The 23,779-nt window shown below is 68.1% G+C and carries 24 protein-coding genes; 7 read left to right on the top strand and 17 right to left on the bottom strand.

Going from position 1 to position 23,779, the window contains the following annotated elements:
* Positions 1-19 precede the first annotated feature (19 nt).
* Positions 20-748 carry an NUDIX hydrolase gene (locus tag OVA11_RS15710; RefSeq protein ID WP_268068215.1) on the bottom strand — a complete coding sequence of 243 codons (729 nt, stop codon included), beginning with the start codon at positions 746-748 and terminating at the stop codon, positions 20-22.
* Positions 749-869: 121 nt separating this feature from the next.
* Between OVA11_RS15710 and OVA11_RS15705 the strand changes: the two genes are divergently transcribed.
* On the top strand, positions 870-2,168 hold the full coding sequence (locus tag OVA11_RS15705; RefSeq protein ID WP_268068213.1) for a M20 family metallopeptidase: 1,299 nt from the start codon (positions 870-872) through the stop codon (positions 2,166-2,168).
* Positions 2,169-2,299: 131 nt separating this feature from the next.
* On the opposite strand, the gene OVA11_RS15700 is transcribed toward OVA11_RS15705, so the two are convergent.
* Complete coding sequence (locus OVA11_RS15700; protein WP_268068212.1) at positions 2,300-3,445, bottom strand: pyridoxal phosphate-dependent aminotransferase; 1,146 nt, start codon at positions 3,443-3,445, stop codon at positions 2,300-2,302.
* An 86-nt stretch (positions 3,446-3,531) separates the two neighbouring features.
* Between OVA11_RS15700 and OVA11_RS15695 the strand changes: the two genes are divergently transcribed.
* The gene (locus OVA11_RS15695) at positions 3,532-4,554 is read left to right on the top strand and encodes an SGNH/GDSL hydrolase family protein (RefSeq protein ID WP_268068211.1); all 1,023 of its coding nucleotides are present in this window, start codon (positions 3,532-3,534) and stop codon (positions 4,552-4,554) included.
* A 118-nt stretch (positions 4,555-4,672) separates the two neighbouring features.
* On the opposite strand, the gene rnr is transcribed toward OVA11_RS15695, so the two are convergent.
* The 3 genes from rnr to topA all read right to left on the bottom strand — a co-directional run bounded on the left by rnr (position 4,673) and on the right by topA (position 10,242).
* Positions 4,673-6,955, bottom strand: a complete 2,283-nt coding sequence (rnr, locus tag OVA11_RS15690; RefSeq protein WP_268068210.1) for a ribonuclease R — start codon at positions 6,953-6,955, stop codon at positions 4,673-4,675.
* A gap of 188 nt (positions 6,956-7,143) precedes the next feature.
* Entirely contained in the window at positions 7,144-7,509 is a 366-nt protein-coding gene (locus OVA11_RS15685) for a hypothetical protein (RefSeq protein ID WP_268068209.1), read from the bottom strand.
* Between the two features lie 39 nt (positions 7,510-7,548).
* The gene (topA, locus tag OVA11_RS15680; RefSeq protein ID WP_268068208.1) at positions 7,549-10,242 is read right to left on the bottom strand and encodes a type I DNA topoisomerase; all 2,694 of its coding nucleotides are present in this window, start codon (positions 10,240-10,242) and stop codon (positions 7,549-7,551) included.
* Between the two features lie 178 nt (positions 10,243-10,420).
* On the opposite strand from topA, the gene OVA11_RS15675 reads away from it, so the two are divergent.
* Positions 10,421-10,591 (top strand): hypothetical protein, encoded by a 171-nt coding sequence (locus OVA11_RS15675; RefSeq protein WP_062093605.1) that lies wholly within the window; start codon positions 10,421-10,423, stop codon positions 10,589-10,591.
* Positions 10,592-10,669: 78 nt separating this feature from the next.
* Here OVA11_RS15675 and OVA11_RS15670 read toward each other — a convergent pair whose 3' ends face one another.
* From OVA11_RS15670 to OVA11_RS15635, 8 genes are all read right to left on the bottom strand, one after another.
* Entirely contained in the window at positions 10,670-10,969 is a 300-nt protein-coding gene (locus OVA11_RS15670) for a hypothetical protein (protein WP_268068207.1), read from the bottom strand.
* Positions 10,970-11,118: 149 nt separating this feature from the next.
* Positions 11,119-12,321, bottom strand: coding sequence for a methyltransferase (locus OVA11_RS15665; protein WP_268068206.1), 1,203 nt, complete (start codon positions 12,319-12,321; stop codon positions 11,119-11,121).
* A gap of 55 nt (positions 12,322-12,376) precedes the next feature.
* Positions 12,377-13,474 (bottom strand): DNA-processing protein DprA, encoded by a 1,098-nt coding sequence (gene dprA, locus OVA11_RS15660; RefSeq protein WP_268068205.1) that lies wholly within the window; start codon positions 13,472-13,474, stop codon positions 12,377-12,379.
* A complete protein-coding gene (plsY, locus tag OVA11_RS15655; RefSeq protein WP_268068204.1) occupies positions 13,471-14,127 on the bottom strand; it encodes a glycerol-3-phosphate 1-O-acyltransferase PlsY in 657 nt (218 codons plus the stop codon). Before plsY ends, dprA begins: the two co-directional genes overlap by 4 nt.
* A 31-nt stretch (positions 14,128-14,158) precedes the next feature.
* Positions 14,159-14,632, bottom strand: coding sequence for a hypothetical protein (locus OVA11_RS15650; protein ID WP_268068203.1), 474 nt, complete (start codon positions 14,630-14,632; stop codon positions 14,159-14,161).
* A 4-nt stretch (positions 14,633-14,636) separates the two neighbouring features.
* The gene (gene pyrC, locus OVA11_RS15645) at positions 14,637-15,938 is read right to left on the bottom strand and encodes a dihydroorotase (protein WP_268068202.1); all 1,302 of its coding nucleotides are present in this window, start codon (positions 15,936-15,938) and stop codon (positions 14,637-14,639) included.
* Positions 15,935-16,075 (bottom strand): hypothetical protein, encoded by a 141-nt coding sequence (locus OVA11_RS15640; protein WP_024265807.1) that lies wholly within the window; start codon positions 16,073-16,075, stop codon positions 15,935-15,937. The genes pyrC and OVA11_RS15640 overlap by 4 nt, the downstream gene beginning before the upstream one ends.
* Entirely contained in the window at positions 16,072-17,070 is a 999-nt protein-coding gene (locus OVA11_RS15635) for an aspartate carbamoyltransferase catalytic subunit (protein WP_010920301.1), read from the bottom strand. The genes OVA11_RS15640 and OVA11_RS15635 overlap by 4 nt, the downstream gene beginning before the upstream one ends.
* A gap of 164 nt (positions 17,071-17,234) precedes the next feature.
* Between OVA11_RS15635 and OVA11_RS15630 the strand changes: the two genes are divergently transcribed.
* Positions 17,235-17,726, top strand: coding sequence for a hypothetical protein (locus OVA11_RS15630; RefSeq protein ID WP_268068201.1), 492 nt, complete (start codon positions 17,235-17,237; stop codon positions 17,724-17,726).
* 81 nt (positions 17,727-17,807) lie between these two features.
* Here the strand turns inward: OVA11_RS15630 and OVA11_RS15625 are convergent, their stop codons facing one another.
* The 3 genes from OVA11_RS15625 to ruvX all read right to left on the bottom strand — a co-directional run bounded on the left by OVA11_RS15625 (position 17,808) and on the right by ruvX (position 19,566).
* Positions 17,808-18,302, bottom strand: a complete 495-nt coding sequence (locus OVA11_RS15625) for a hypothetical protein (protein WP_268068200.1) — start codon at positions 18,300-18,302, stop codon at positions 17,808-17,810.
* A gap of 235 nt (positions 18,303-18,537) precedes the next feature.
* Positions 18,538-18,990, bottom strand: a complete 453-nt coding sequence (locus OVA11_RS15620; protein WP_268068199.1) for a hypothetical protein — start codon at positions 18,988-18,990, stop codon at positions 18,538-18,540.
* A gap of 105 nt (positions 18,991-19,095) precedes the next feature.
* Positions 19,096-19,566: a Holliday junction resolvase RuvX gene (gene ruvX, locus OVA11_RS15615; protein WP_268068198.1), complete on the bottom strand. Its 471-nt coding sequence runs from the start codon at positions 19,564-19,566 to the stop codon at positions 19,096-19,098.
* A 179-nt stretch (positions 19,567-19,745) separates the two neighbouring features.
* On the opposite strand from ruvX, the gene gatC reads away from it, so the two are divergent.
* Genes gatC through gatB form a run of 3 tightly spaced genes read left to right on the top strand, consistent with a single transcriptional unit; the run spans position 19,746 to position 23,004 of the window.
* Complete coding sequence (gene gatC / locus OVA11_RS15610; protein ID WP_010920296.1) at positions 19,746-20,033, top strand: Asp-tRNA(Asn)/Glu-tRNA(Gln) amidotransferase subunit GatC; 288 nt, start codon at positions 19,746-19,748, stop codon at positions 20,031-20,033.
* Positions 20,033-21,502 (top strand): Asp-tRNA(Asn)/Glu-tRNA(Gln) amidotransferase subunit GatA, encoded by a 1,470-nt coding sequence (gatA, locus tag OVA11_RS15605; RefSeq protein ID WP_268068197.1) that lies wholly within the window; start codon positions 20,033-20,035, stop codon positions 21,500-21,502. Before gatC ends, gatA begins: the two co-directional genes overlap by 1 nt.
* Positions 21,503-21,507: 5 nt before the next feature.
* On the top strand, positions 21,508-23,004 hold the full coding sequence (gene gatB / locus OVA11_RS15600; RefSeq protein WP_268068993.1) for an Asp-tRNA(Asn)/Glu-tRNA(Gln) amidotransferase subunit GatB: 1,497 nt from the start codon (positions 21,508-21,510) through the stop codon (positions 23,002-23,004).
* 178 nt (positions 23,005-23,182) lie between these two features.
* Here gatB and OVA11_RS15595 read toward each other — a convergent pair whose 3' ends face one another.
* On the bottom strand, positions 23,183-23,692 hold the full coding sequence (locus tag OVA11_RS15595; RefSeq protein WP_268068196.1) for an RcnB family protein: 510 nt from the start codon (positions 23,690-23,692) through the stop codon (positions 23,183-23,185).
* Between the last annotated feature and the right edge of the window lie 87 nt (positions 23,693-23,779).

Here is a 23,779-nt window from a genome sequence, read left to right as displayed (position 1 = left end):
CCGATCAGCGCCCGTGCCGCTAGAGATGGGTCAGATGGCGCTTGCCGTTCAGGAAGCGCATGAACGGAGCCGGACGTCCAGCCTCCGCCAGCCGCTGGCCGATCTCATGCACCACGAAGCGGGTGATGTTGGGCAGATCCAGCGCCATGGCTTCCTGGAAATCGACCCAGGCGATCTCGTCCAGCTCGCCGCAGTCGGGACGGCGGTCCAGCGACAGCAAGGACTCGGCCGAGGCCATGAAGAAGCGGGCGTCGAAGCGGCGGGGGCGATAGGGCGGGGTGATGGCGCGGGCCACGAAGCTGAGCGGCGCCAAGTCGGGCAGGGCGCCTTGAGCCAAGAACGGCCGCCAGGGACCCGCTCCCGGTCGCTCCGGCGCAGGCTTGGCCAGCAAGAGGCCCGTCTCCTCGAAGGTCTCGCGCACCGCCGCCAGCGCCAGGGCGCGGGCCAGGCGCGCGGGCTTGGGATGACGCGGCTCCAGCTCCAGGCGCGTGGCGACCTCACCGTCGAGCTCGCTGGCGCTGGGGGCGTCGTAATCGGTGCGGTCCACGCGTCCGCCGGGGAACACCCACTTGTCGGGCATGAAGGCGTGGCCGCGGTTGCGACGGCCCATCAGGAGGCGAGGCTGGGGACCGTCGGTGCGGACGATGATCAGGGTGGCCGCATGCCGGGGCTTGAGCGCCACGCCGGTCTCGCGCGTCGCGCCGTCATGGATCGTGTCGAATTTCGCGTCGATGGGCGGCAGGCTCATAGGCTCAAGGTAGTCCCATCCGCGCGTCTGCATAGAGCGACGTGGCGTCAAGGCCGCTTGCGGCTTGACCCCTCATGGCGACGCGTCCCAATCTCGCGCCGCTTTTGTTGGAGGGGTTGTGATGATCGGACGGGTTTCGACGCTGGCGCTGGTCGCCGGCTTGGCGATGAGCGCGCCGGCGATGGCTGCGTCGTCCGCCGCCAAGGTCGAGGCGGCCGCCAAGGCGGTCCAGCCCAAGGTCGTCGCCTGGCGGCGCGACATCCACCAGAACCCCGAGCTGGGCAACCAGGAGGTCCGCACCGCCGCCCTGATCGCCAAGGAACTGAAGGCCCTGGGCATCGAAGTGCGCGAGAACGTGGGCAAGACCGGCGTGGTGGGCGTTCTCAAGGGCGGCAAGCCCGGCAAGGTCGTGGCCCTGCGCGCCGACATGGACGCCCTGCCGGTCGAGGAAAAGACCGGCCTGCCGTTCGCTTCCAAGGTCAAGGCCACCTGGGAAGGCCGCACGGTGCCGGTGATGCACGCCTGCGGTCACGACACCCACGTGGCCATGCTGCTGGGCGCGGCCACGGTGCTGGCCGGCATGAAGAAGGACATTCCGGGCACGGTGGTCTTCCTCTTCCAACCCGCCGAGGAGGGTCCGCCGGCCGGCGAGGAGGGCGGCGCCAAGCTGATGATCCGCGACGGCGCGCTGGACAATCCCAAGGTCGATGCGGTGTTCGGGATCCATATCGGCCCCGGCGATCCGCACGAGCTGAACTATCGTCCCGAAGGCTTCTACGCCTCGTCGGACCGCATCACGATCACCGTCAAGGGCCGCCAGACCCACGGCGCCCGCCCCTGGGCCGGGATCGACATGGCCAGCGTCGCCGCCGACATCATCCAGGCCACCAACCAGATCGCCGCCCGCCAGGTCGATGTCGGCGTCTCGCCGTCGGTGCTGACCATCGCCACGATCAATATGGGCTTCCGCCAGAACATCATCCCCGAGGACCTGAAGATGGAAGGGACCATGCGGACCTTCTCCAAGGCCCGCCGCGAGGACCTGATCGCCCGCATGCAGAAGTCGGTGACCGCCATCGGCGACCGCTACGGCGCCAAGGCCGAGGTGGCGTTCACCCAGCCCTATCCGGTCACCTACAATGACCCGGCCCTGAGCAAGTGGGTGAAAGGGACCCTGGAAAAGGCTTCGCCCGGCAAGGTCGACGACAACGCCGCCCTGGTCACCGGCGCCGAGGACTTCTCGATGTACGCCGAGAAGGTGCCGGGCGTGTTCATCCAGCTGGGCGGCCGCAAGCCCGGCGTCCCGGCCGAGACCGTTCCGGTCAACCACTCGCCCTATTTCGACGTCGACGAGGCCGTGTTCGAGACCGGCGTGAAGGCCCACGCGTTCATGGCGCTGGACTATCTGGCGAAGAAGTAGGGGTTCTACAAATCCTCCCCCTCGCGGGGGAGGCGGTCCGAAGGACCGGAGGGGGAAGGGGCAAGGTCAGCAGGACTTCCCCCTCCGTCGTCTCTTCGAGCCGACACCTCCCCCGCTGGGGGGAGGATTTTCTATTTCGCGCTCGCCGTTCGCGCCTCGAACCACGGCGTGATCCGCCGCAGGGCCTCTTCGACCTCCGGCGTCGAGACCGCGAAGCTGAAGCGGATGAAGCGCTTGCCCTCGACCGGGTCGAAATCGACGCCGGGCGCGGTGGCCACGCCCGTCTCGCGCAGCAGGTCCTCGCAGAAGGCCAGCGAGTCGTCGGTCAGGTGGGCGATATTGGCCCAGATATAGAAGGCGCCGTCGGGCGGGGCGATTTCCTTGAGGCCCAGGGCCGGCAGGGCGTCCAGCATCAGTTGGCGGTTGGCGCGATAGACGGCGATGTGGCCTTCCAGCTCGTCGATGCAGTCCATGGCCGCCAGGCCCGCGTGCTGGGCCAGGGAGGGCGCGGTCAGGAACAGGTTGCCGACATAGGCGCGGGCCCGCTCCAGGTCCTCGCCCGGCGGCGTCAGCAGCCATCCCAGCCGCCAGCCGGCCATGCTGAAGTACTTGGAGAAGCTGTTGACGATCAGCGCATCCGGCGCGAACTCCAGCATCGAGGGCGTGCGGCCGGTGTAGCTAAGGCCGTGATAGATCTCGTCGCTGATGATCCGGATGCCGCGCCCGCGGCAGACCTTGGCGATCGCCTCCAGTTCGGCGGGTTCGATGATCGTGCCGGTCGGATTAGCCGGGCTGGCGACGATGACACCGGCGGGGGCGGGATCGAGATCGGCCAGATGCTTTGCCGTCAGCTGGAACCGGTCTTCCGGCCCGCAGGGGATCTCCACCGGCTCCAGATGCAGAGCCTTCAGCGTGTTGCGATAGGCGACATAGCCGGGGCGGGCCAGGGCGATGCGGTCGCCGGGCTTGAACACGCTCGACAGCGCCAGCACCAGCGCGGGCGAGGCGCCGCAGGTCAGGATGATCCGTTCAGGCTCGACGGTGACGCCGTAGAGCGCCTGATAGCGCTGAGCGATCTTCTCGCGCAGCAGCGGGCTCTCCCAGTAGCCCATGGCTTCCTGGTCGAGAATCTCATGCGCCTTGGCCAGCGCCTTGCTCGGCGCGCCGGTCGAGGGCTGGCCGAACTCCATATGGATGATCGAGCGGCCCGCCATCTTCAACTGGTGGGCCAGACGGCTGATGGCGATGGCGTGGAAGGGTTCGATCTCGGCGCGCATGGTGACTGCATAGCCAAGTTCGGCGGGGATGGCAGCCTCCGAGATCGAGGCTGGAACATCGTCATGGAGCGTGGCATCAAGCCGTCATGCGTCTTCTGCTACCCCTTGCCGCAGCCCTGGCGATGTCTACGCCGGCGGCTTCTCAGACAGCGCTGTCGCTCAACATCGGCGGCCGCGTCGCGCCCGCCCCGAACGGCGCCTATGACTTTGGCTGGCCGGGGGTCTATTTCGAGGGCCGATTCACCGGCCCCTCGGTCGAGATCGTCGTCGACACCGGCGGCGAGCACCTCGCGGTCAGCATCGACGGCGTGCGCAAGGCCGAGCTGACCAAGTCAGGCCAGACCCGCCTGAAGCTGGACCGCCTGGGGCCGGGCGAACACGTCGTGCGGCTGGACAAGCTGACCGAGAGCCAGTCGGGATCGTCGCGTTTCCAGGGCTTCTTCGTCGGCGAGGGTGGCAAGGCGCTGCCGGCCCCCGCGCGGCCGCGCAAGATCGAGTTCATCGGCGACTCCCACACGGTGGGCTACGGCTCGCGCTCGACGAGCCGCAGTTGCACCGGGCAACAGATCCATGACCTGACCGACACCAGCCTGGCGTTCGGACCGATCCTGGCCCGCCGGCTGGACGCCGACTATCGCATCCAGGCCTTCTCCGGCCGGGGCGTGGTTCGTAACTACAACGGCGGCGCGCGGGGTCTGCCGCTGCCGGCGCTGTTTCCGCGCCTGATCCCCGGCCAGGAGCAGCCGCGCGTGGACGCGACGGACGCCTGGAGTCCCGATCTGCTGGTGATCGGCCTGGGCACCAACGACTTTTCCACGCCGCTGAACCTCGGCGAGCCGTGGAAGGATGAAGCCGCGCTGCGCAAGGACTATCGCGACCGCTATGTGGCCTTCATTCAGGACCTGAAGGCCAGCCGGCCGAAGGCGCGCGTGTTCCTGATCGCCGGCGACAGCTTCGCCGAGGATGTCGCCGAGGTCGCCGATCGCACCGGCGCAAAGGCCGTGCGGATCACCGGCATGGACCTTGGGGCGTGCGACTGGCACCCGTCGGCGGCGGATCAGCGGATGATGGCCGATCGGCTCGAGGCGGCGATCAAATCCTCCCCCTAGCGGGGGAGGTGTCGGCTCGAAGAGACGACGGAGGGGGAAGGGGCAAGGTCATCAGGACTTCCCCCTCCGTCCGCTGCGCGGACACCTCCCCCGCTAGGGGGAGGATCTTGATGACGCCCTACCGCCGCTTCCCTCGCCGGACGCCCTTGGGCAGGCCGCCGCGCGGTTTCACCGCCGCCTGACGGCGCGCGCCGAGGCGCGGGCGGGGCATCTTGGGATCGGGCGGCAGCGGGTCGCTGAGCATCTCGAACAGCAGGCCGCCGGTGACGGGCGAGGCCTCGACCAGCTTGACCTCGACGCCCATGCCCAGCGGCCAGCGCTTGCCGGTCCGCTCGCCGACCAGGGCGTGCATCTTGTCGTCGTGGACGAAGAACTCCTGGCCGAGGCTGGAGACCGGCACAAGGCCGTCCGCGCCGGTGTCGGCCAGCTTGATGAACAGGCCAAAGCGGGTGACGCCGGTGATCCGGCCCTCGAAGGTCGCGCCCACACGGTCGGCCAGGAAGGCGGCGATGTAGCGGTCGGTGGCGTCGCGCTCGGCGGCCATGGCCCGGCGCTCGGCGTGGGTGATGACCTCGGCGGTGTCCTTGATCTGGGCGATGTCCTGATCGGTGAGGCCATCGGTCCCCAGGCCGAGAGCCCGGATCAGGCCCCGGTGGACGATCAGGTCGGCGTAGCGCCGGATCGGGCTGGTGAAGTGGGCGTACTTGGCGAGATTCAGGCCGAAGTGACCGATGTTGTCGGCGCTGTAGTGGGCCTGCATCTGGGTGCGTAGGACCACCTCGTTGATGATCGCCGCGTTGGGGCTCTCGCGCGTCTCGTCTAGGAGCTTGTTGAAGCGCGAGGTCTGCGGGGCCTCGCCCTTGCTCCAGCGGATCTCCAGGGTCTGCAGGAAGTCGGCGAGGTTCTGCACCTTCTCCAGGCTCGGCGTATCGTGCACCCGATAGATCAGGGGCGAGCGCTTGGCCTCCAGGCTTTCGGCGGCGCAGACATTGGCCTGCACCATCATCTCCTCGATCAACTTGTGGGCTTCCAGGCTGGCGCGCTTGGTGATCGAGGTGATTTCGCCGCCCTGGATGATGATCCGGCGCTCGTCGCTCTCGATGGCCAGCGGCGATCGGGCGTCGCGGCCGATCTTCATCGTCCGATAGGCGTCCCACAGCGGCTTGAGGATCGGCTCCAGTAGCGGACCCGCCTTGTCATCCGGTTGGCCGTCGATCGCCGCCTGGGCCTGCTCGTAAGACAGCTTGGCGGCCGAGCGCATCAGGCCGCGAACGAACTTGTGGCCCTTCTTGCGGCCCGACTTGTCGAACACCATCCGCACGGCCAGGGTCGCGCGGTTCTCGCTTTCCCGCAGCGAGCACAGGCCGTTCGACAGGGTCTCGGGCAGCATCGGCTCTACGCGGTCGGGGAAATAGACGCTGTTGCCCTTCTCGCGCGCGTCGCGGTCCAGGGCCGAGCCGGGGCGGACATAGGCGGCCACATCGGCGATGGCGACCCAGACGACGAAGCCGCCCTTATTGGTCTCGTCGTCGTCGGGGTGGGCGTAGACGGCGTCGTCGTGGTCGCGGGCGTCCACCGGGTCGATGGTCACGAACGGCAGGTCGCGCAGGTCTTCGCGGCCGGCCAGGGTCGGTTCGACGGCGGTCTTGGCCTCGGCCTCGGCGGCTTCAGAGAAGCCCGTCGGGATGCCGTGGCTGTGGATGGCGATCAGCGAGGCGGCGCGCGGGTCGTTCTCGGTCCCGACCACCTCCAGCACCTTGCCGGGCTTGGGACCATAGCGGCCGCTGTGCGTGCCGACCTGGGCCAGGACGAGGTCGCCTTCCTTGAAGTCGTGGGCGACGCTGGGGTCCAGGACCAGGCTTTCCTTGGACTTGCGGTCCACCGGCTCTACGCGGACCTCGCGGCGGTGCTTGCGGATGACGCCCAGGATCTTGTGCGCGCTCTGGCCCAGCTTCTTGATCAGCTTGGCCTCGAACTCGCCGGTCTCCAGCCGCTCGAAGCGGACCAAGAGGCGGTCGCCCAGGCCCGGCGCGCCGGCGGCGGCCTCGCCCTTGCCGGGCGCGAGGCGGACATTGGGCACATCGTCGTCGGACTTGGTCAGCTTCACATAGAGTTCGCCGTCGCCGTCGCGCTCGACCACGTCGGCCACACCGACCGGGGGCAGGGAGCCGGCCTCCGCAAAGCCCTTGCGGCCGCGCTTGGCCAGGGCGCCTTGGGCTTCCAGCTCGCGGATCATCTCGCGCAGGGCCCGGCGATCGGCGCCCTTGAGGCCAAAGTGCCGGGCGATGTCGGCCTTGCCGGTCTCGCCGGCGTCACGCAGGAACGCCAGCAGCGTCTCGCGATCGGGCAGGCCGGCCGGAGGCTTGGGCTTGAAGGTCTTGGTGGGGCGAAGTTTGGCCATGTCCTGCCTTAACGCGTTCGGCGGCCTTAGGGAAACGCGGGGTGGGCGCCAGCGCCCCCTCCGTCACGATGCGTATCCGCATCGCGACACCTCCCCCGCTTTGCGAGGGAGGAGGCTAGGTCATCCTCACCCGTGAAACGGGGGAGGTGGATCGCTGCGAAGCAGCGAGACGGAGGGGGCGCAGACCCTCAGTACAGATCCTCGATCGACTTGGGCGCCTGGGGTTCGACCGGCTTGGTTTCGGCGACGGGCGTCGGCGCGGGGGGCGGGGTCTCGATCACAGGGGCGGGCGGCGGGGCCTCCTGCTCGACGGTCTCGACCTCGACGGTCTTGGGCTTGGGCTTTTCGACCGGCGGCGGCTCATAGGCGAGGGCGGGGGCGGCGTCCTTGATCGGAACGCCCGAGGTCTCGGCCAGCGGCTGCTGGCTGGTCACGGCGCCGCCGCGATCCAGCTTCATCGCGTTGGTCAGGCCCATGGCGAAGCCGCCGATGCAGCACAGCACCAGGGCCACGACCACGACCTGCAAAGGCAGGGGACGTTCCAAGGTCGTCATGGGCGAACTCTACTCCCGTCCCTCAGCCCTGAACAGGCGTCAGCCTTCGTCGTCCCAGGGCGCGGCGCCGTCGTCGGTCGTCGCTGCAGCCTTCGCCTTCGGCGCGGCCTTCTTGGCGGCCGGCTTCTTGGCGGCGGGCTTTTTCGCGGCCGTCTTCTTGGCCGGCGCGTCGCCCTCGGCCTTGGCCTTGGACTTCGAAGCCGCCGCCTTCTTGGCCGGCTTCTTCCCACCGCCCTTGGCCGCGCGTTCGGCGATCAGGGCCAGGGCCTCTTCCAGCGTGATGGCGGCTGGGTCCTTGCCCTTGGGCACATTGGCGTTGGTGTCGCCGTGCTTGATGTAGGGGCCGAAGCGGCCCGACAGCACGCGGATCGGCTTGCCGTCCTCGGGGTGATTGCCGAGTTCCGCCAAGGCCGCCGCGGCCGCGCGCTGCGGACGTCCGCCGCCGGCGCGCTTGTCGGCCAGGATGGCCACCGCGCGGTTGAGGCCGACATCGAACACCTCGTCGGCGTTCTCCAGATTGGCGTAGGTGCCGTCGTGCAGCACGAACGGTCCGAAGCGCCCGAGGCCCGCCGTGATGACCTTGCCGTCGTCCGGGTGCTTGCCCACCTCACGCGGCAGCGAGAGCAGGCGCAGGGCCTTCTCAAGATCCATGGCCGAGGCGATCCAGCCCTTGGGCAGGGACGAGCGCTTGGGCTTGTCGCCGCTGCCTTCGGCGGCCAGCTCCTCGACATAGGGGCCAAAGCGGCCGTTCTTCAGCCAGACCGCCAGGCCCGTGGCCGGGTTGAGGCCCAGCTGCTTGTCGGCGCTCTCGGCGTCGCCATCACCTTCGGACACGCCCAGCTGGCGCGTGTAGCGGCACTCGGGATAGTTCGAGCAGCCGATGAAGGCCCCGAACTTGCCGGTCTTCAGCGACAGTTGCCCCGAGCCGCAGGTCGGGCACAGGCGCGGGTTCGATCCATCCCCCTTGTCGGGGAAGATGTGCGGGCCCAGGGCCTCGTTCAGAGCGTCCAGGACATTGGTGGTGCGCAGCTCGGCGATCTCGCCGACGGCGGCGTGGAAGTCCTTCCAGAATTCGCGGAGGAACTCCTTCCAGTCCAGCTTGCCGTCCGAGACGAGGTCGAGCTTCTCCTCCAGCGCGGCCGTGAAGTCGTACTCGACATAGCGCTTGAAGAACTGCTCCAGGAACGCGGTGACCAGGCGGCCCTTGTCCTCGGGGATGAAGCGCTGCTTCTCCATGCGGACGTATTCGCGGTCGCGCAGCACGCCCAGCACCGAGGCGTAGGTCGACGGACGGCCGATGCCCAGCTCTTCCATCTTCTTGACGAGGCTGGCTTCCGAATAGCGCGGCGGCGGTTCGGTGAAGTGCTGGTCGGCGCGCGACTTCAGCACCTTGGCGCTGGCGCCCTCGGTGATGGCGGGCAGGCGGGCGCTGTCCTCGTCGCCCTCGTCGTCGCGGCCTTCTTCATAGACCGCCAGATAGCCGGGGAACTGCACCACCTGGCCGGTGGCGCGCAGGCCGGTCTGGCCGTCGGCGCTGGTCAGGTCGACGGTCGTGCGCTCGATGCGGGCGCTTTCCATCTGCGAGGCGATGGTGCGCTTCCAGATCAGCTCGTAGAGACGCCCCAGCTCCGGCTCCAGGCGCAGCGAGCCCGGGTTGCGGCCCATGGCGGTCGGGCGGATGGCTTCGTGGGCCTCCTGGGCGTTCTTGGCCTTGGACTTGTACATCCGCGGCGAGTCCGGGACGTACTCCTTGCCATAGACCGCGCCGATGACGTCGCGGGCCTCGAAGATGGCTTCGGGCGCCATCGAGACGCCGTCGGTCCGCATATAGGTGATCAGACCCACCGTCTCGCCGCCGATGTCGACGCCCTCGTACAGCTTCTGGGCGGCCTGCATGGTGCGCTGGGCGGAGAAGCCCAGCTTGCGGGCGGCTTCCTGCTGCAGGGTCGAGGTGGTGAAGGGCGGGGCGGGCGAGCGCTTGCCGGGCTTCTTCTCGACGGCCTCGACCTTGAAGACGGCGGCCTCGACGGCGGCCTTGGCGGCCAGGGCCGAGGTCTCGTTGCCCAGGTCGAACTTGGTGAGCTTCTTGCCCTCGTGCTTGACCAGACGCGCCAGGAACGGGTCGGACCCGGCCGAGACGTCGGCGTCGACGGTCCAGTATTCCTGGGTCCGGAAGCGCTCGATCTCCAGCTCGCGGTCGACGACCAGGCGCAGGGCCACCGACTGCACGCGGCCGGCCGAGCGGCTGCCCGGCAGCTTGCGCCACAGCACCGGCGAGAGCGTGAAACCGACCAGATAGTCCAGGGCGCGGCGGGCGAGGTAAGCCTCGACCAGCTCCATGTCGAGATCGCGCGGGGCCTTCATGGCCTCGGTCACGGCGGTCTTGGTGATGGCGTTGAAGGTGACGCGCTGGACGGTCTTGTCCTTCAGCGCCTTCTTCTTGTTCAGCACTTCCAGGACGTGCCAGCTGATCGCCTCGCCTTCGCGATCCGGGTCGGTGGCCAGAATCAGGCGGTCGGCCTTCTTCATGGCGTCGACGATGTCGCTGACGCGCTTGGAGGCCTTAGCGTCGACCTCCCAGCTCATGGCGAAGTCGTTGTCCGGCTCGACCGAGCCGTCCTTCGACGGCAGGTCGCGGATGTGGCCGTAGGAAGCGAGAACCGTGTAGTCGGACCCGAGGTACTTGTTGATGGTCTTGGCCTTGGCCGGGCTCTCGACGACGACGACGTTCATTCTGACTCTTGTTCAGGAAAAAGAGATCGCCCTGCAGGCGAGCGGCGCGAAAGTGGGGGCTTCACTAGGGGTCTGTCAACGAAGGACCCGGAAAACAGTCAGGCTTTGGTGTCCGGTAGGCGCTTGTTAAGCCCCTTGCGCGACACTGGCGTGGCAAGTTCCACCTGTGCTGACCCCGATGGACCTGACCGTCAATCGGATCGCCACCGAGGCCTATGTCTCGCCGATCCGCCCGATCAAGCCCGTGACCTCCAACGCCGAACGCGCGGAAATCGCCGATCGGCTGAAAGAAGCCGTGCGCGCCGCGCCGGCGGCGGGGACCGGGTTGCTGGTGGATCTGAGCGTTTAGCTGCGTCACCCCGCCACCTTCCCGCGAGATCTGGAAAGCAGACGTCGGGAGCCGCTGAGGCGGGTGGTGAGGGGGCGTTCACTCTTCGTCGTAAAAAGCGTGTGCTCTGTTTTCCGGAATGAGCAGCTTGTAAGTCGGTGCCTCCGCAATCTCCTCGGCGGCGAGATCGAGCGTCGGTCCACCTTCCCCGATCCAGTCACCCAAATTTGCGCGGACACGTCGAAATGCCTTTTCAGCGGCATCTGACTTATTCGATGCGAGTACGTATCGGTGACAGAAGAATCCAATGGGTTGAGAGGCTTCATCGCCTCTCGGAACACCCTGCCAATCTAATTTGCCGTGAATGAGGATGTAGTAGCAGCGCATAGCCTGAAGCATGCCCGCTCTATGAGGGCGACGGCAAGGTCCGACTAGGCTCGCCAGCAGTCTCTAACCGCCCTCCAGAAACCCGACCTCCCCGGCGACACGTCAGTGCGGCGAAGCCAATGCCGGGGAGGTCGCGAGGCGAGGTGTAGCGCCGCGCGGCGTTAGGCCTGCATCTTCTGAAGCACGTAGAGGCCGCCTGGCGTGATCGCGTCGGCTTGTCGGCGCAGCGGCGCCAGGCGATGCGCCAGGACCTCGAAACCGGCGCCGGCGGCGCCCGCGCGGACATAATCGTCGCCGTGCGCGTAGCGCGCCGAGGACAGCAGTCGCCAGCCGCTCTCACCCTGTTCGACGCTGAAGGCCAGCAGGCCATCGTCGCTGAGCGCGCCCGCCGCAGCGGCCAGGATGTCGTTCAGGTCGCCGAGATAGCTGAACACGTCGGCGGCGACGATCAGGTCGAAGCGGTCGGGCGTCTCGCGCAGGAAGGCGACGGCCTCGGCGTGGACCAGGGCGTCATAGCCGCCGCGTTCGGCCGCCTTGGCCAACATGGCGGTGGAAAGGTCCACGCCGGTCAGGCGTGCGACCCTTGCCCTCAGGGGCGGGCCGGCCAGGCCCGTGCCGCAGCCCAGGTCCAGCATGTGCGTAAAGTGGCGGTCCGCGACGCCGACCATCCCGGCCAGGAGGGTCGGCGTCTGGTATTCCAGGTTCTCAACCAGCTGGTGGTCGAAGCGGTCGGCGAAGGCGTCGAACAGCGCCTCGACATAGGCGGGCGGGGCGCGGTCGATCTGCGGATCGGTCAGCACCCGCAGTTCGTGCGCCCGGATCGCATCGTCCGGCGCGCGGGCCTCCAGCCATTGGCCAAGCTTGCGCGCGGCGGCCAGGCGCTCGAAGGCGACGAGGGTGGAAAAACCTTCGCGCGCCACGGTGTCGAGATCCTCGGCCAGCGACCCGGCCAGCCGCTGATAGAGCGCCAGGGCGCTGTCGGCGTCGGTGTCGTCCAGCGCGGCATAGGCGGCCGAGCGGGCCCAGGTCAGGCGCGCGCCGTCGTTGAACCCGTCCTGGTGCGCCACCGCGGCGAAGGTATCGGCCGCCTCGGCGAACGCGCCCGTCATGTAGAGACCCTGGGCCAGGCAGAGGAAACGGACCGGCTCGGCGCCCGGCTCGGCGGCGGCGGCCTTGAGCGGCGCAATGGCTTCGGAAAAGCGCCGAAGGCCCATCAGGGTCAGGCCCAGGCCAAACAGCGCCTCGCCCTCATTCGGAAGGACCTCAAGCACGGCGCGAAAGCCGGCCTCGGCCTCGTCCAGCCGGCCTTCGCCGTGAGCTTGAACCGCCTCGTCGAAAGTCCGCTGCAGGTGGTCGGCGTCCACGAATCTCTCCGGTGCGTCTGACGCCAGCGTATCAGCCCGGGCCCGGAGCGGAAGGCTAGACCCCCGCGACCAATCCGCCGTCCAGAAGCTCGGCGCGGCCGGCCAGGCTCAGCTCCACCAGCGCCGCCATCACCGCCGAGGCCGGGGCGGCGGCCGCGCGCACGAGGTCGTCGCGCGAGACGGGCGTGGGCGAGAGCAGGGCAGCGAGCCGCTCGCGCAGCGCGTCGTGGTCGATGTCCATGTCGGGCGCCGGTTCGTAGCGGTGGTCGTGTTCACGCAGATGCGTCTGGCCCGACAGCGACCGCAGCACGTCCTCGGCGCCTTCGCACAGGATCGCGCCCTGGCGGATCAGGTCGTTCGTGCCCTTCGAGCGCGGGTCCAGCGGCGAGCCGGGCACGGCGAACACGTCGCGGCCCTGTTCGGCGGCCAGGCGCGCGGTGATCAGCGAGCCCGACTTCAGCTCGGCCTCGACGACGATCACGCCCAGCGACAGGCCCGAAATGATCCGGTTGCGGCGCGGGAAGTCCTTGGCCTGGGCGCGGCGGTCGGGCGCGCTTTCCGAGACGACGCAGCCCTCGGCGGCCAGGCGGGCGTGCAGCCTGTCGTGCTCGGGCGGATAGATGTCGCCGACCCCGCCGCCCAGCACCGCCACCGCGCCGGTCGCCAGCGAGCCTTCGTGGGCCGCGCCGTCGATGCCGCGCGCCATGCCCGAGACGATGACATGGCCGGCGGTTCCTAGATCCGTGGCCAGCTGGCGCGCGAAGCGCTGGCCGGCGGCCGAGGCGATACGCGCCCCGACAATGGCCAGGCTAGGCTGGGAGAGCAGTTCGGCCCGCCCCAACGCCCACAGCACGGGCGGCGGCGGATCCAGGGCCGCCAGCCTTGGCGGAAAGTCGGGCTCGCAGCCGCAGATCAGGCGCGCGCCCAGTTTCTCGCCGGTCTCAAGCTCCTGCTCGATCGCCTCGCGCGGCGGCAGGGACAGCGGCACGGCGCGGCCGCCTTTGCGCGAGAGATCGGGCAGGGCCGACAGGGCCCGCTCGGGCGTACCGTAGCGGGTCAGCAGATGGTCGAAGGCGACGGGGCCGACGGTCTCGGTGCGCGCCAGGCGCAGCCAGGCGAAGCGCTGGATGTCCGAGAGCCGGCCGGGCGTCACGGCGCGTCGGGCGCGGGCGGAGCATCCTCCGCCGGCTTCTTCTTGCCGATCTTGGGCTCTTCGCCCTTGAGCAGGCGCGCGATGTTCTCGCGGTGACGGATGAAGATCAGCACGGCCATGAACAGGCACAGGCCCATGAACGGATAGGGCTGGTCGAAGGCTAGGGCGAAAGGCGCGGCCAAGGTCGCTGCGGTCAGGGCCGCCAGCGAGCTGATGCGGAACAGGAAGGCCATGGCCAGCCAGGTGGCGCCGGCGGCGATCCCCACCGGCCAGCAGGCGCTGAGCAGCACGCCATAGAAGGTGGCCACGCCCTTGCCGCCCTTGAACTTCAGCCACACCGGGAACAGGTGGCCCAGGAACGCCGACCCGCCCGCCAGGGCGATGATGGCCGGGTTGCCGTTGGTCAGGTACCGGGCCAGCAGCACGGCCACCACGCCCTTGCCCGCATCGCCCAACAGGGTGATGGCCGCCAGGTCCTTGCGGCCCGAGCGCAGCACATTGGTCGCGCCGATATTGCCCGAACCAATCTGGCGGATGTCGCCGGCGCCGCCCAGGCGCGTGGCGATCAGCCCGAACGGGATCGAGCCCAAGAGGTAGCCGCCGACGATGGCGATCCCGAGGGTGAGATAGGCGATGGCGGCGAGATCTTGCACGGTTCGACCTTAAGGAGAGTATATCGCAAATTCAACCATTGCGACGGGGTGTTGATTTGTTTTGTTGTACCAGGGCGCATATCGCTCCGGCAAAGCCTCCGATGGCCGTTACCGAAACGAGGAGCTCAACGGGCGGCGCGTGAAAGCCGTTCAACGCCGTCAACCACGCCAAGGATGTGAGCGCACCGAGACTGGTTCCTAGCGCAACCGCGCGCCATATCGGCTCACCAGCATAGTGCAGGCGGGAGACGGCAAAGCCGGTGATGGCGGCAGGGAGAGCGCCAACGATCAATCCCACCAGATAGGCGGTGAAGACGAGGCCGATCATGCCCTCAACAGTGAACGTGAATGCGTCTCGTGTCTGGGCGCCGATCAGGGGAACCATGTAAAGGAGCAAACCGACGCTTGAACCGATCAGCGGCCCAAAGCCTGCGTAGATCCAGAGCGTACGCCAGGAGAAGCTACGAGGCGGGGCCGTTTCGAGGTCCACATCGCGCTCTTCCACGATCTCACCCCTCCGCCCGATGCACCACGCGGCCGTCCACTACGGTCATCAACACCTGGCCCTGCAGCCGTCGCCCGTCGAACGGCGAGTTCTTGGACTTCGACACCAGGCGGGCGGCGTCCACGATGATCGGCGCGTCGATGTCGCAGAGCACGAGGTCGGCCGGCGCGCCCGGCGAGAGACGGCCGCCGCGCAGGCCCAGCAGCTGGGCCGGGGCCAGGGTGACGGCGCGGACCAGGTCCAGCAGCGGCAGGCGCTCCTCGTGGTACAGCGACAGCAGGGCGGGCAGCAGGGTCTCCAGGCCCACCGCGCCGGGCGCGGCCTCGTCGAACGGCAGGCGCTTGTCCTCGGCCGGGGCCGGGCTGTGCGAGGAGACGACGATGTCGATCAGGCCCGAGGCCAGAGCCTCGATCAGGGCTTGGCGGTCATCCTCGCCGCGCAGGGGCGGGTTCAGCTTGGCGAAGGTGCGGTAGTCGCCGATGTCCAGCTCGTTGAACGACAGGTGGTTGATCGACACCGAGGCGTTGACCCGCAGGCCCTTGCTCTTGGCGCGGGCCAGGGTTTCCAGCGCCTGGGCCGAGCTGATCTGGTCGACCAGCAGTCGGCCGCCGGTGGCTTCCAGGAGGGCGACGTCGCGCTCCAGCATGATGCGCTCGGCCATCGGCGAGATCGAGGGCAGGCCCATGCGGCCGGCGAACTCGCCGCCGATCGCCGCACCGCCCTTGCCCAGCCACGGGTCCATCGGACGGTGGGCCAGCAGGGTGTCGAAGCCCTTGGCGTAGGTCAGGACGCGCTGCATGACCTTGCTGTCGACGATGGGTTTGCCCGCGTCGGTGACATAGACGCAGCCGGCCTCGCGCATCAGGCCGATCTCGGCCATCTGCTCGCCCAGGAGGCTCTTGGTCGCCGCGCCGGCCACCAGGATGCGGGCGCTGTCGACGTCGCGAGCCCGGCGCAGGATGAAGTCGACCATGCTGGGGTCGTCGATCGCCGGGGCGGTGTCGGGCTGGACGACGAACGAGGTGACGCCGCCGGCCGCGGCGGCCTTGGCGGCGCTGGCCAGGGTTTCCTTGGTCTCGGCCCCGGGCTCGCCGGTGCGGACGCGCAGGTCGATCAGGCCGGGGGCCAGCAGCGCGCCGCCGCAGTCCACCACGCGCACGGCCTTGGAAAGCTTGCCGAACTCGCGGCCCTTGGCCACGTCGGTGATGACGCCTTCGGAGACGATGACGCCGCCAGGGCCGTCATAGCCGCTTTCCGGGTCGACCAGGCGGGCGTTGACGAAGGCGAGGGGCTGGGGGGCGTTCATTGTTCAATCTCGGGCAGGCGCCCTGCGTCCTTCGAGGCCCGCTTTGCGGGCGCCTCAGGATGAGGAACGTTGCTGCTGAAAACCTCATCCTGAGGTGTGAGCCGGAGGCGAGCCTCGAAGGACGCAGGGCGCTTCATCGACCAGCCCCCTCGATCCTGGCCGCCAGGCTGGCCAGCACCGCCATCCGGGCGGCGACGCCCATCTCGACCTGGTCTTGGATCAGGCTGACGGCCGGATCGTCGGCGACGTCGGAGTCGATCTCGACGCCCCGGTTCATCGGGCCGGGGTGCATGACCTTGGCGCCGGGCGCGGCGCGGGAAAGCTTTTCGCGGTCAAGGCCATAGAAGCGGAAGTACTCACGCGTGGACGGCACGAAGGCGCCCTGCATCCGTTCCAGTTGCAGGCGCAGCATCATGACGACATCGGCGCCGGCCAGGCCTGACTTCATGTCGTGGTGGACGGCGACGCCCCAGCGCTCGGCTTGGGCGGGCATCAGGGTGGGCGGTCCCACCAGGCGCACGCTGGCGCCCAGGGTGTGCAGCAGGGCGACGTTCGAGCGGGCCACCCGGCTGTGCAGCACATCGCCGCAGATGGCGACGGTGAGGCCAGACACGCGACCAAAGGCGCGGCGGATCGACAGGGCGTCGAGCAGGGCCTGGGTCGGGTGCTCGTGCTGGCCGTCGCCGGCGTTGACGACGTGACCGCTGACCTTCTGGCTGAGCAGGCTGGCCGCGCCGGATGAGGCGTGACGGACGACCAAGAGGTCGGGCCGCATGGCGTTCAGGGTGACGGCCGTGTCGATCAGGGTCTCGCCCTTGGCGACCGACGAGGTCTTGGGGTTCATGTTGACGACGTCGGCGCCCAGGCGCTTGCCCGCCAGCTCGAACGAGCTCTGGGTGCGGGTGCTGTTCTCGAAGAACAGGTTCATCAGCGTGCGACCCTTGAGGATGTCGAGGGTCTTGGAGGTCTGCCGGTTCAGGGCGACAAAGGCGTCGGCCAGATCCAAGAGGTCGGCCGCCTGGGGCGCGTTCAGATCGCCTGCGGACAGGAAATGGCGCTTGGGAAAGGCGAAGACGCGGGCGCGGATCGTCTCGATCGCCTCGCGGGCGGGGTCATGGGCGGAAGCCGTCATGAGCCCGCGTCTTAGGCGGCTTTGACCGTTAAGGAAAGGCCGCGCTGGGCGGTGGCCCACAACAGGCCGAATCGTCGCCTCAATCCATGCCCTGGCTTGTTGGGGGGCGCAGGAGGCGCATACTGTAGAGGTCGCGTTCTGGAACGCGCCGTTCGGGGTCGGCCATGCTGTTGCTTATGCTCGCTTTGTTGCAGGCCTCCGCGCCGTCGGAGGAGGCGCGCGCGACGCTGCAGTCCTGCCAGACGACCGACAAGGGCTGGGTCTGCCACTACCAGATGCCGACCGAGATGACGGTGAAACCGCTGGAAGGGCAGCCGCCGGTGGTCGCGCCGCCTGCCACGGTGGAGTTGGCGCCGGCCGCGAGCGCCAAGCCGCCGCCCGAAAAGCCGGTTTCCGAGAAGCCCGCCGATCCTTCGCGGCAGACGCGGCTGATCGCCCGCTGCGGTGACGCCAAGTGGTACTCGGCCTGTCTGCCGGGCGAGCGCAAGGAAGCCCAGATGCTCAAGGAAGCCGCGGCCAGGTCCGACGCCTTGCGCGGCAAGGTCACGGGCCTGCTGAGCGAGAATCGCTGCGACGAGGCGGTAAAGGCGGCTCTGGAAGGCGGCGACCTGTCGCTGGCGCGTGAAGCCCGGGCGTTCTGCGCGCCGCAGCGCTGAGCCTCTCTACACTGAGCCCAAAAAGAAAGAGGAGGGGGCCTTGGGCCACCCTCCTCGATAACTTCGCGACGGATCCGGGTCTTAACGACGCGGCGGAGCCGGCTCGCAGCGCACGCCGTCGGCGCAGCCGCTGAAGTGGATCTGCGGCGCCTCGACCGTGACGGCCGACGGACGCACATGCACTTCGGGACGGTGCAGATAGATCTGCGGCGCGGCCACGCGAACGGGCGGGGCGTCGACATAGACCGGCGGGCCCTGGATATCGATGCGGCCCGACGGCACGACCACCGGCTCGCCATAGACGCGCACGCCCGGGGCCGCGACCCGGATGTCGCCCCAGCCCGTGGTCGGGCCATAGAACACCACCGGACGCGTGCAGAGGCAGTCATCCACTGGCGGGCCGGACGGCGGCGACGGCGGACGCGGCGCGGGCGGATAGGACGGCGGCGGCGGAACCGGCGGATAGCTGCGCTGCGCCGGCGCCGGCGCATAGTTGCGGCCGTCCGCGAGCGCAGGGCTCACCGACATGCCGGTGATGGCGACCGCCACCAATCCCATCAAGACCTTCTTCGTCACTCGAGCCCCCCTCGTTTGCCCTCAACCGGAATCTGTAAAGTCGTGGAACGAACTTGGAGTCCGGTCCCTGAACGCGACAATTAACCTTAACCAAAGACAAAACGATGTTGTCCCGAAAATTCACCTGCTGAGCGAATTTCTTTTCGGATCCGCCGATCCGGGCAGGTTTAGAACCCAAAAAGGGTTTTAGACGCTACCTGTTGTTACTTGAGATGATTTTCCGTGCATTTTTGCTTCAGCCGCCGACCCGGGGCGGCGTGCGGCCCGCCGCGCACGCGATGACCTCCCACGCAAAGCTGGCGTCGCGGATCTTTCGGCGAGTCATGACGATCCGGTAGGTCGCCGGCGTGGCGTAACGCTCAACCCGGGCCGGCGCGACCAGAACCTTCTCGACGACGGTGCGATAGGCTTGGTCGCCGCTGTCGCCGGTCGGGAGTCGTTTTTCTTCGAACCGGTAGACCGCCTCGATCGTGCGGGTCTCGATGCGCGCCGGCTGGTCGAGCACCTGCTCGGCCTGATCCTCGTACTGGGCAGGGCTGTAGACCTTCTCGTAGCACTTGCCCGGCTCGGGGTTGGGCGGGCAGTCGCCGCCGTCGCCAGCGACACCGATGTCCGCCGCAAGCACCGCGATCAAGGCCGCGCCGGTCGCGACCACGCGACGGCGGTCGTTCTTTCGTCTGAAGTCCACGCCCGCCCCCGAGTTCGCGAATTCGCCGACATTAACCAAGCCGGTTCGCGGCCGCAAAGCCCTGACTTTCTCGCCCTGGGCGAAAGTTCAGTGACGGCGATGGTCTCAAAGTCCGCGAAGCCGCTCCAGCGCGCCCTGCAGGATCCAGCCGGCGGCCATCTTGTCGACGACCTCGTCCCGGCGCTTGCGCGAGATGTCGTGCTCGTCGATCAGCACCCGGGTCACCGCCGCCGTCGACAGGCGTTCGTCCCAGAAGGTGATCGGCAGGTCGGGCTTCAGGCGCAGCAGGTTGCGGCCCAGCGCCCGGTTGGACTGGCAGCGTACGCCCTCGGTGCCGTCCATATTCATCGGCAGGCCGATCACGATCGCGACGGCGTTCCGGCTGTCCATCAGCTTGAAAAGCTGCTCGGCGTCCTTGCTGAACTTGGTCTTCTCGATCAGGGCCAGAGGGCTGGCGACGGTGCGCGTGACGTCGGAGACGGCCACGCCGATGGTCTTCTCGCCGGGGTCCAGACCCACGACGGCGGCGTACTGGGGGAGGGCGGCGGCGAAGTCTTCGATATCGAGAACGGGCATGGCGGTCTTTTACGTCCTCACCCTGAGCTTGTCGAAGGGCGTCGCGCCGTGCGTCAGCCTCGCCCTTCGACAGGCTCAGGGTGAGGCTGAAGGAGAGGTTCGCCTTGAAACGCAGGCCTTCGCCCGCTACCCACCGACAATAACAGTCAATGCTGACTATTTATCCGGAGTAGCCTTCCATGGCCATTGACGCCGCCACCGTGCGGAAGGTCGCGCGCCTCGCCCGCATCGCGACGCCCGAAGAGCGCCTGGAGCCGCTGGCCCAGGAACTGAACGGCATCATGACCTGGATCGAGCAGCTGGCCGAGGTGGACACCGACGGCTGCGAGCCCCTGACCAGCGTCGTCGCGGCCGGCCTGCCGCTGCGCGAGGATGTCGTCACCATGGGCGGCGATCCGGCCCGCGTGACCAGCAACGCGCCCAAGTCGATCAACAACTTCTTCGTCGTGCCGAAGGTCGTCGAATAATGAGCCTGACGAACCTGACCCTGAAGGCCGCCATCGACGGCCTTGCCGCCCGCGAGTTCACCTCGGTCGAGCTGACCCGCGCCCACATCGAAGCCATCGAGGCCGCGCGCGGCCTGAACGCCTACATCCTGGAGACCCCGGACAAGGCGATAGACATGGCCGCCAAGTCCGACGCCCGCCGGGCGCTGGGCGAGGCTGGTCCCCTGGAAGGCGCGCCGCTGGGCGTGAAGGACCTTTTCTGCACGAACGGCGTGCGGACCACGGCCTGCTCGAAGATCCTGGAAAACTTCGTTCCGACCTACGAGTCGACGGTGACCAGCCAGCTGTGGCGCGACGGCGCGGTGATGCTGGGCAAGCTGAACCTCGACCAGTTCGCCATGGGCTCGTCGAACGAGACCAGCTATTTCGGCCCGGTGACCAACCCCTGGCGCGCCCGGGGCTCGACCAAGGCCCTGACGCCGGGCGGCAGCTCCGGCGGTTCGGCGGCGGCCGTCGCCGCCGACCTGTGCCTGGGCGCCACGGCCACCGACACCGGCGGCTCGATCCGCCAGCCGGCCGCCTTCACCGGCACCGTCGGCATCAAGCCGACCTATGGCCGCTGCTCGCGCTGGGGCGTCGTCGCCTTCGCCAGCTCGCTGGATCAGGCCGGCCCCATCGCCAAGACCGTCGAGGACGCGGCCCTGCTGCTGACCTCGATGTCGGGCCATGATCCCAAGGACTCGACCAGCCTCGACATCCCGGTTCCGGACTTCACCCAGTTCGTCGGCAAGTCGGTGAAGGGCCTGAAGATCGGTATCCCCAAGGAATACCGCGTCGACAACATGCCGGCCGAGATCGAGAAGCTGTGGGCCGACGGTATTGCTTGGCTGAAGGAAGCCGGCTGCGAGATCGTCGACATCAGCCTGCCGCACACCAAGTACGCCCTGCCGGCCTACTACATCGTGGCCCCGGCCGAGGCGTCCTCGAACCTGGCCCGCTATGACGGCATGCGTTACGGCCTGCGCGAAGAGGGCGCCAACCTCACCGAGATCTACGAGAACACCCGGGCCTCGGGCTTCGGCGACGAGGTCAAGCGCCGCATCCTGATCGGCACCTACGTGCTGAGCGCCGGCTATTACGACGCCTATTACCTGAAGGCCCTGAAGGTGCGTCGCCGCATCGCCGAGGACTTCGACAACGCCTGGACCCAGTGCGATGCGATCCTCACCCCGACCGCGCCCTCGGCGGCGTTTGGCCTGGGCGAGAACAGCAATGATCCGATCGCCATGTACCTGAACGACGTCTTCACGGTGACGACGAACCTGGCCGGCCTGCCGGGCCTCAGCCTGCCCGCCGGCCTTGACGCCAACGGTCTGCCGCTGGGCCTGCAGATCATCGGCAAGCCGCTGGACGAGGCGACCGTGTTCTCGGTCGCCGGGGCGGTCGAAAAGGCGGCAGGTTTCACGGCCAAGGCCGAGAAGTGGTGGTGAGCGCGATGAACGAGAACGCCAAGGTCATCAAAGGCCGCACGGGCGACTGGGAAATGGTCCTCGGTCTTGAGGTGCACGCCCAGGTCGCCAGCAAGTCCAAGCTCTTCTCGGGCGCCGCCGTCGGCTTCGGCGCGGGGCCGAACGAGCAGGTCAGCCTCGTGGACGCGGCCATGCCCGGCATGCTGCCGGTGCTGAACCGGTTCTGCGTCGAGCAGGCGGTGAAGACGGGCCTGGGTCTGCGGGCGCAGATCAACCTGAAGAGCCGCTTCGACCGGAAGAACTACTTCTATCCAGATCTGCCGCAGGGCTATCAGATCAGCCAGTTCGACCAGCCGATCGTCGGCGAGGGCGTGGTGAGCGTCGAGCGTGACGACGGCACGACCTTCGACGTGCGCATCGAGCGCCTGCACCTGGAGCAGGACGCCGGCAAGTCGCTGCACGATCAGGATCCGAACGCGACCTATGTCGACCTGAACCGCGCCGGCACCGCGCTGATGGAGATCGTCTCCAAGCCCGACATGCGCACCTCCGAAGAGGCCGCCGCCTACGTCAAGAAGCTGCGCACGATCCTGGTCTATCTGGGCACCTGCGACGGTGACATGGAGAAGGGCAACCTGCGCGCCGACGTGAACGTCTCGGTCTGCCGTCCCGGCGACTATGAGAAGTTCCGCGCCACGGGCGACTTCAAGCACTTGGGTACGCGCTGCGAGATCAAGAACGTCAACTCGTATCGCTACATCCAGCAGGCCATCGAGTACGAGGCCCGTCGCCAGATCGAGATCCTCGAGGACGGCGGTAAGGTCGATCAGGAAACCCGCCTGTTCGACCCGACCAAGGGCGAGACGCGCTCGATGCGTTCGAAGGAAGAGGCGCACGACTATCGCTACTTCCCCGATCCGGACCTGCTGCCGCTGGTGCTGGACCCGGCCTGGGTGAAGTCGATCGAAGAGACCCTGCCGGAGCTGCCGGACGCCAAGAAGGCGCGCCTGCAGAGCCAGTACGGCCTCTCGGCCTATGACGCCGGCGTGCTGATCATCGACGCCGACCGCGCCGACTACTTCGAGGCTGCGGCCAAGGGGCGTGACGCCAAGCTGGTGGCCAACTGGGTCACAAACGAACTGCTGGCCAAGCTGTCGGCGGCCGGGACCGAGTTCACGAACTCGCCGCTGCCGCACACCGACATCGCCCAGTTGGTCGAGCTGATCGAGAACGGCACGATCTCGTCGAAGATCGCCAAGGAGGTCTTCGAGCACATGTGGGCCGGCGAAGGCCGTCCCGCCGAGATCGTCGAGAAGCGCGGCCTGGTGCAGATCAACGACACCGGCGCCATCGAGAAGGCCATCGACGACCTGATCGCGGGCAATCCCGACAAGGCCGAAGCCGTGAAGGACAAGCCGCAGGCTCTGGGCTGGTTCGTCGGTCAGGTCATGAAGGCCACCGGCGGCAAGGCCAATCCGGGCACGGTCAACGAGCTTCTGCGCAAGAAGCTGGGCGTCGAGTAGGCGCTCGATCAGCCCCAAGACGGACGAGGGCCCGCGGCGCAAGCTGCGGGCCCTTTTTCTTTGTCGTGAGAGCGTGACGCCGAAAGTGGGAACCGGTTTCGGCGTAAGTCACGCTCTAGGTATTTGATTTAGAGCCTCGTTATCGCGTCAAAACGATTCCGTTTTGACGCGCGAGCCTCTAGCGGCCCGCGATGACGTCGAAGATCAGGCCCGTCGCAATCGCCGCCAGCACATAGTCGTCGCCGGTGCGGTACCAGTAATAGCCGCGCGGCGGCGAACGCAGGTTGTAGCGATAGTAGTCGCTCACGACATAGCCATGGCCGCGATAGTAGCTGGGCAGATAGGCGCCGCGACGCCAGGCGCTGTAGCCTGGGCGATAGCCGGGATGGCTGTAGTAAGCCGAGGGCGGCGGGCCGTAGTACCAGCGGCTGTTATAGTAGTAGCCGTTGTGACGACCGCGATCCCAGCGGTCTCGACGATCCCAGCGGTCGCCACGATCCCAGCCGCCGCGGTGATCGCGATCCCAGCCGCCTCGGTCGTGGTCTCGGCCGCGATCCCGATCCCAGTCACGGTCGCGGTCACGGTGTTCCCAGCGTCCGCGGTCCTGGGCGGCGGCGTCGGTGGCGCTCAGGGCCATCGGGCCGGCCACAGACGCCACGGCGGCGATCGTCAGCAGCAGACGCTTCATCTCGTCTTCTCCTCGTGGTCGGGCGAACACCCTCCGGCGCCGCCAAAAACATCCCTCGACCCTGGAGCGCACGATCAGGGGGCGCGG

The sequence above is a fragment of the Caulobacter sp. SL161 genome (assembly GCF_026672375.1).
Taxonomy (GTDB): Bacteria; Pseudomonadota; Alphaproteobacteria; order Caulobacterales; family Caulobacteraceae; genus Caulobacter.
The sequence above is the reverse complement of the archived record's forward strand: the minus strand, read 5'-3'. Positions and strand labels throughout refer to the sequence as shown.

What these genes read in the sequence shown, in the direction of transcription:
- OVA11_RS15710 (WP_268068215.1), bottom strand. Translation starts at nt 748, where the DNA reads ATGAGCCTGCCGCCCATCGACGCGAAATTCGACACGATCCATGACGGC.
- OVA11_RS15705 (WP_268068213.1), top strand. Translation starts at nt 870, where the DNA reads ATGATCGGACGGGTTTCGACGCTGGCGCTGGTCGCCGGCTTGGCGATG.
- OVA11_RS15700 (WP_268068212.1), bottom strand. Translation starts at nt 3,445, where the DNA reads ATGCGCGCCGAGATCGAACCCTTCCACGCCATCGCCATCAGCCGTCTG.
- OVA11_RS15695 (WP_268068211.1), top strand. Translation starts at nt 3,532, where the DNA reads ATGCGTCTTCTGCTACCCCTTGCCGCAGCCCTGGCGATGTCTACGCCG.
- rnr (WP_268068210.1), bottom strand. Translation starts at nt 6,955, where the DNA reads ATGGCCAAACTTCGCCCCACCAAGACCTTCAAGCCCAAGCCTCCGGCC.
- OVA11_RS15685 (WP_268068209.1), bottom strand. Translation starts at nt 7,509, where the DNA reads ATGACGACCTTGGAACGTCCCCTGCCTTTGCAGGTCGTGGTCGTGGCC.
- topA (WP_268068208.1), bottom strand. Translation starts at nt 10,242, where the DNA reads ATGAACGTCGTCGTCGTCGAGAGCCCGGCCAAGGCCAAGACCATCAAC.
- OVA11_RS15675 (WP_062093605.1), top strand. Translation starts at nt 10,421, where the DNA reads ATGGACCTGACCGTCAATCGGATCGCCACCGAGGCCTATGTCTCGCCG.
- OVA11_RS15670 (WP_268068207.1), bottom strand. Translation starts at nt 10,969, where the DNA reads ATGCTTCAGGCTATGCGCTGCTACTACATCCTCATTCACGGCAAATTA.
- pyrC (WP_268068202.1), bottom strand. Translation starts at nt 15,938, where the DNA reads ATGAACGCCCCCCAGCCCCTCGCCTTCGTCAACGCCCGCCTGGTCGAC.
- OVA11_RS15640 (WP_024265807.1), bottom strand. Translation starts at nt 16,075, where the DNA reads ATGAAGCGCCCTGCGTCCTTCGAGGCTCGCCTCCGGCTCACACCTCAG.
- OVA11_RS15635 (WP_010920301.1), bottom strand. Translation starts at nt 17,070, where the DNA reads ATGACGGCTTCCGCCCATGACCCCGCCCGCGAGGCGATCGAGACGATC.
- OVA11_RS15630 (WP_268068201.1), top strand. Translation starts at nt 17,235, where the DNA reads ATGCTGTTGCTTATGCTCGCTTTGTTGCAGGCCTCCGCGCCGTCGGAG.
- ruvX (WP_268068198.1), bottom strand. Translation starts at nt 19,566, where the DNA reads ATGCCCGTTCTCGATATCGAAGACTTCGCCGCCGCCCTCCCCCAGTAC.
- gatC (WP_010920296.1), top strand. Translation starts at nt 19,746, where the DNA reads ATGGCCATTGACGCCGCCACCGTGCGGAAGGTCGCGCGCCTCGCCCGC.
- gatA (WP_268068197.1), top strand. Translation starts at nt 20,033, where the DNA reads ATGAGCCTGACGAACCTGACCCTGAAGGCCGCCATCGACGGCCTTGCC.
- gatB (WP_268068993.1), top strand. Translation starts at nt 21,508, where the DNA reads ATGAACGAGAACGCCAAGGTCATCAAAGGCCGCACGGGCGACTGGGAA.
- OVA11_RS15595 (WP_268068196.1), bottom strand. Translation starts at nt 23,692, where the DNA reads ATGAAGCGTCTGCTGCTGACGATCGCCGCCGTGGCGTCTGTGGCCGGC.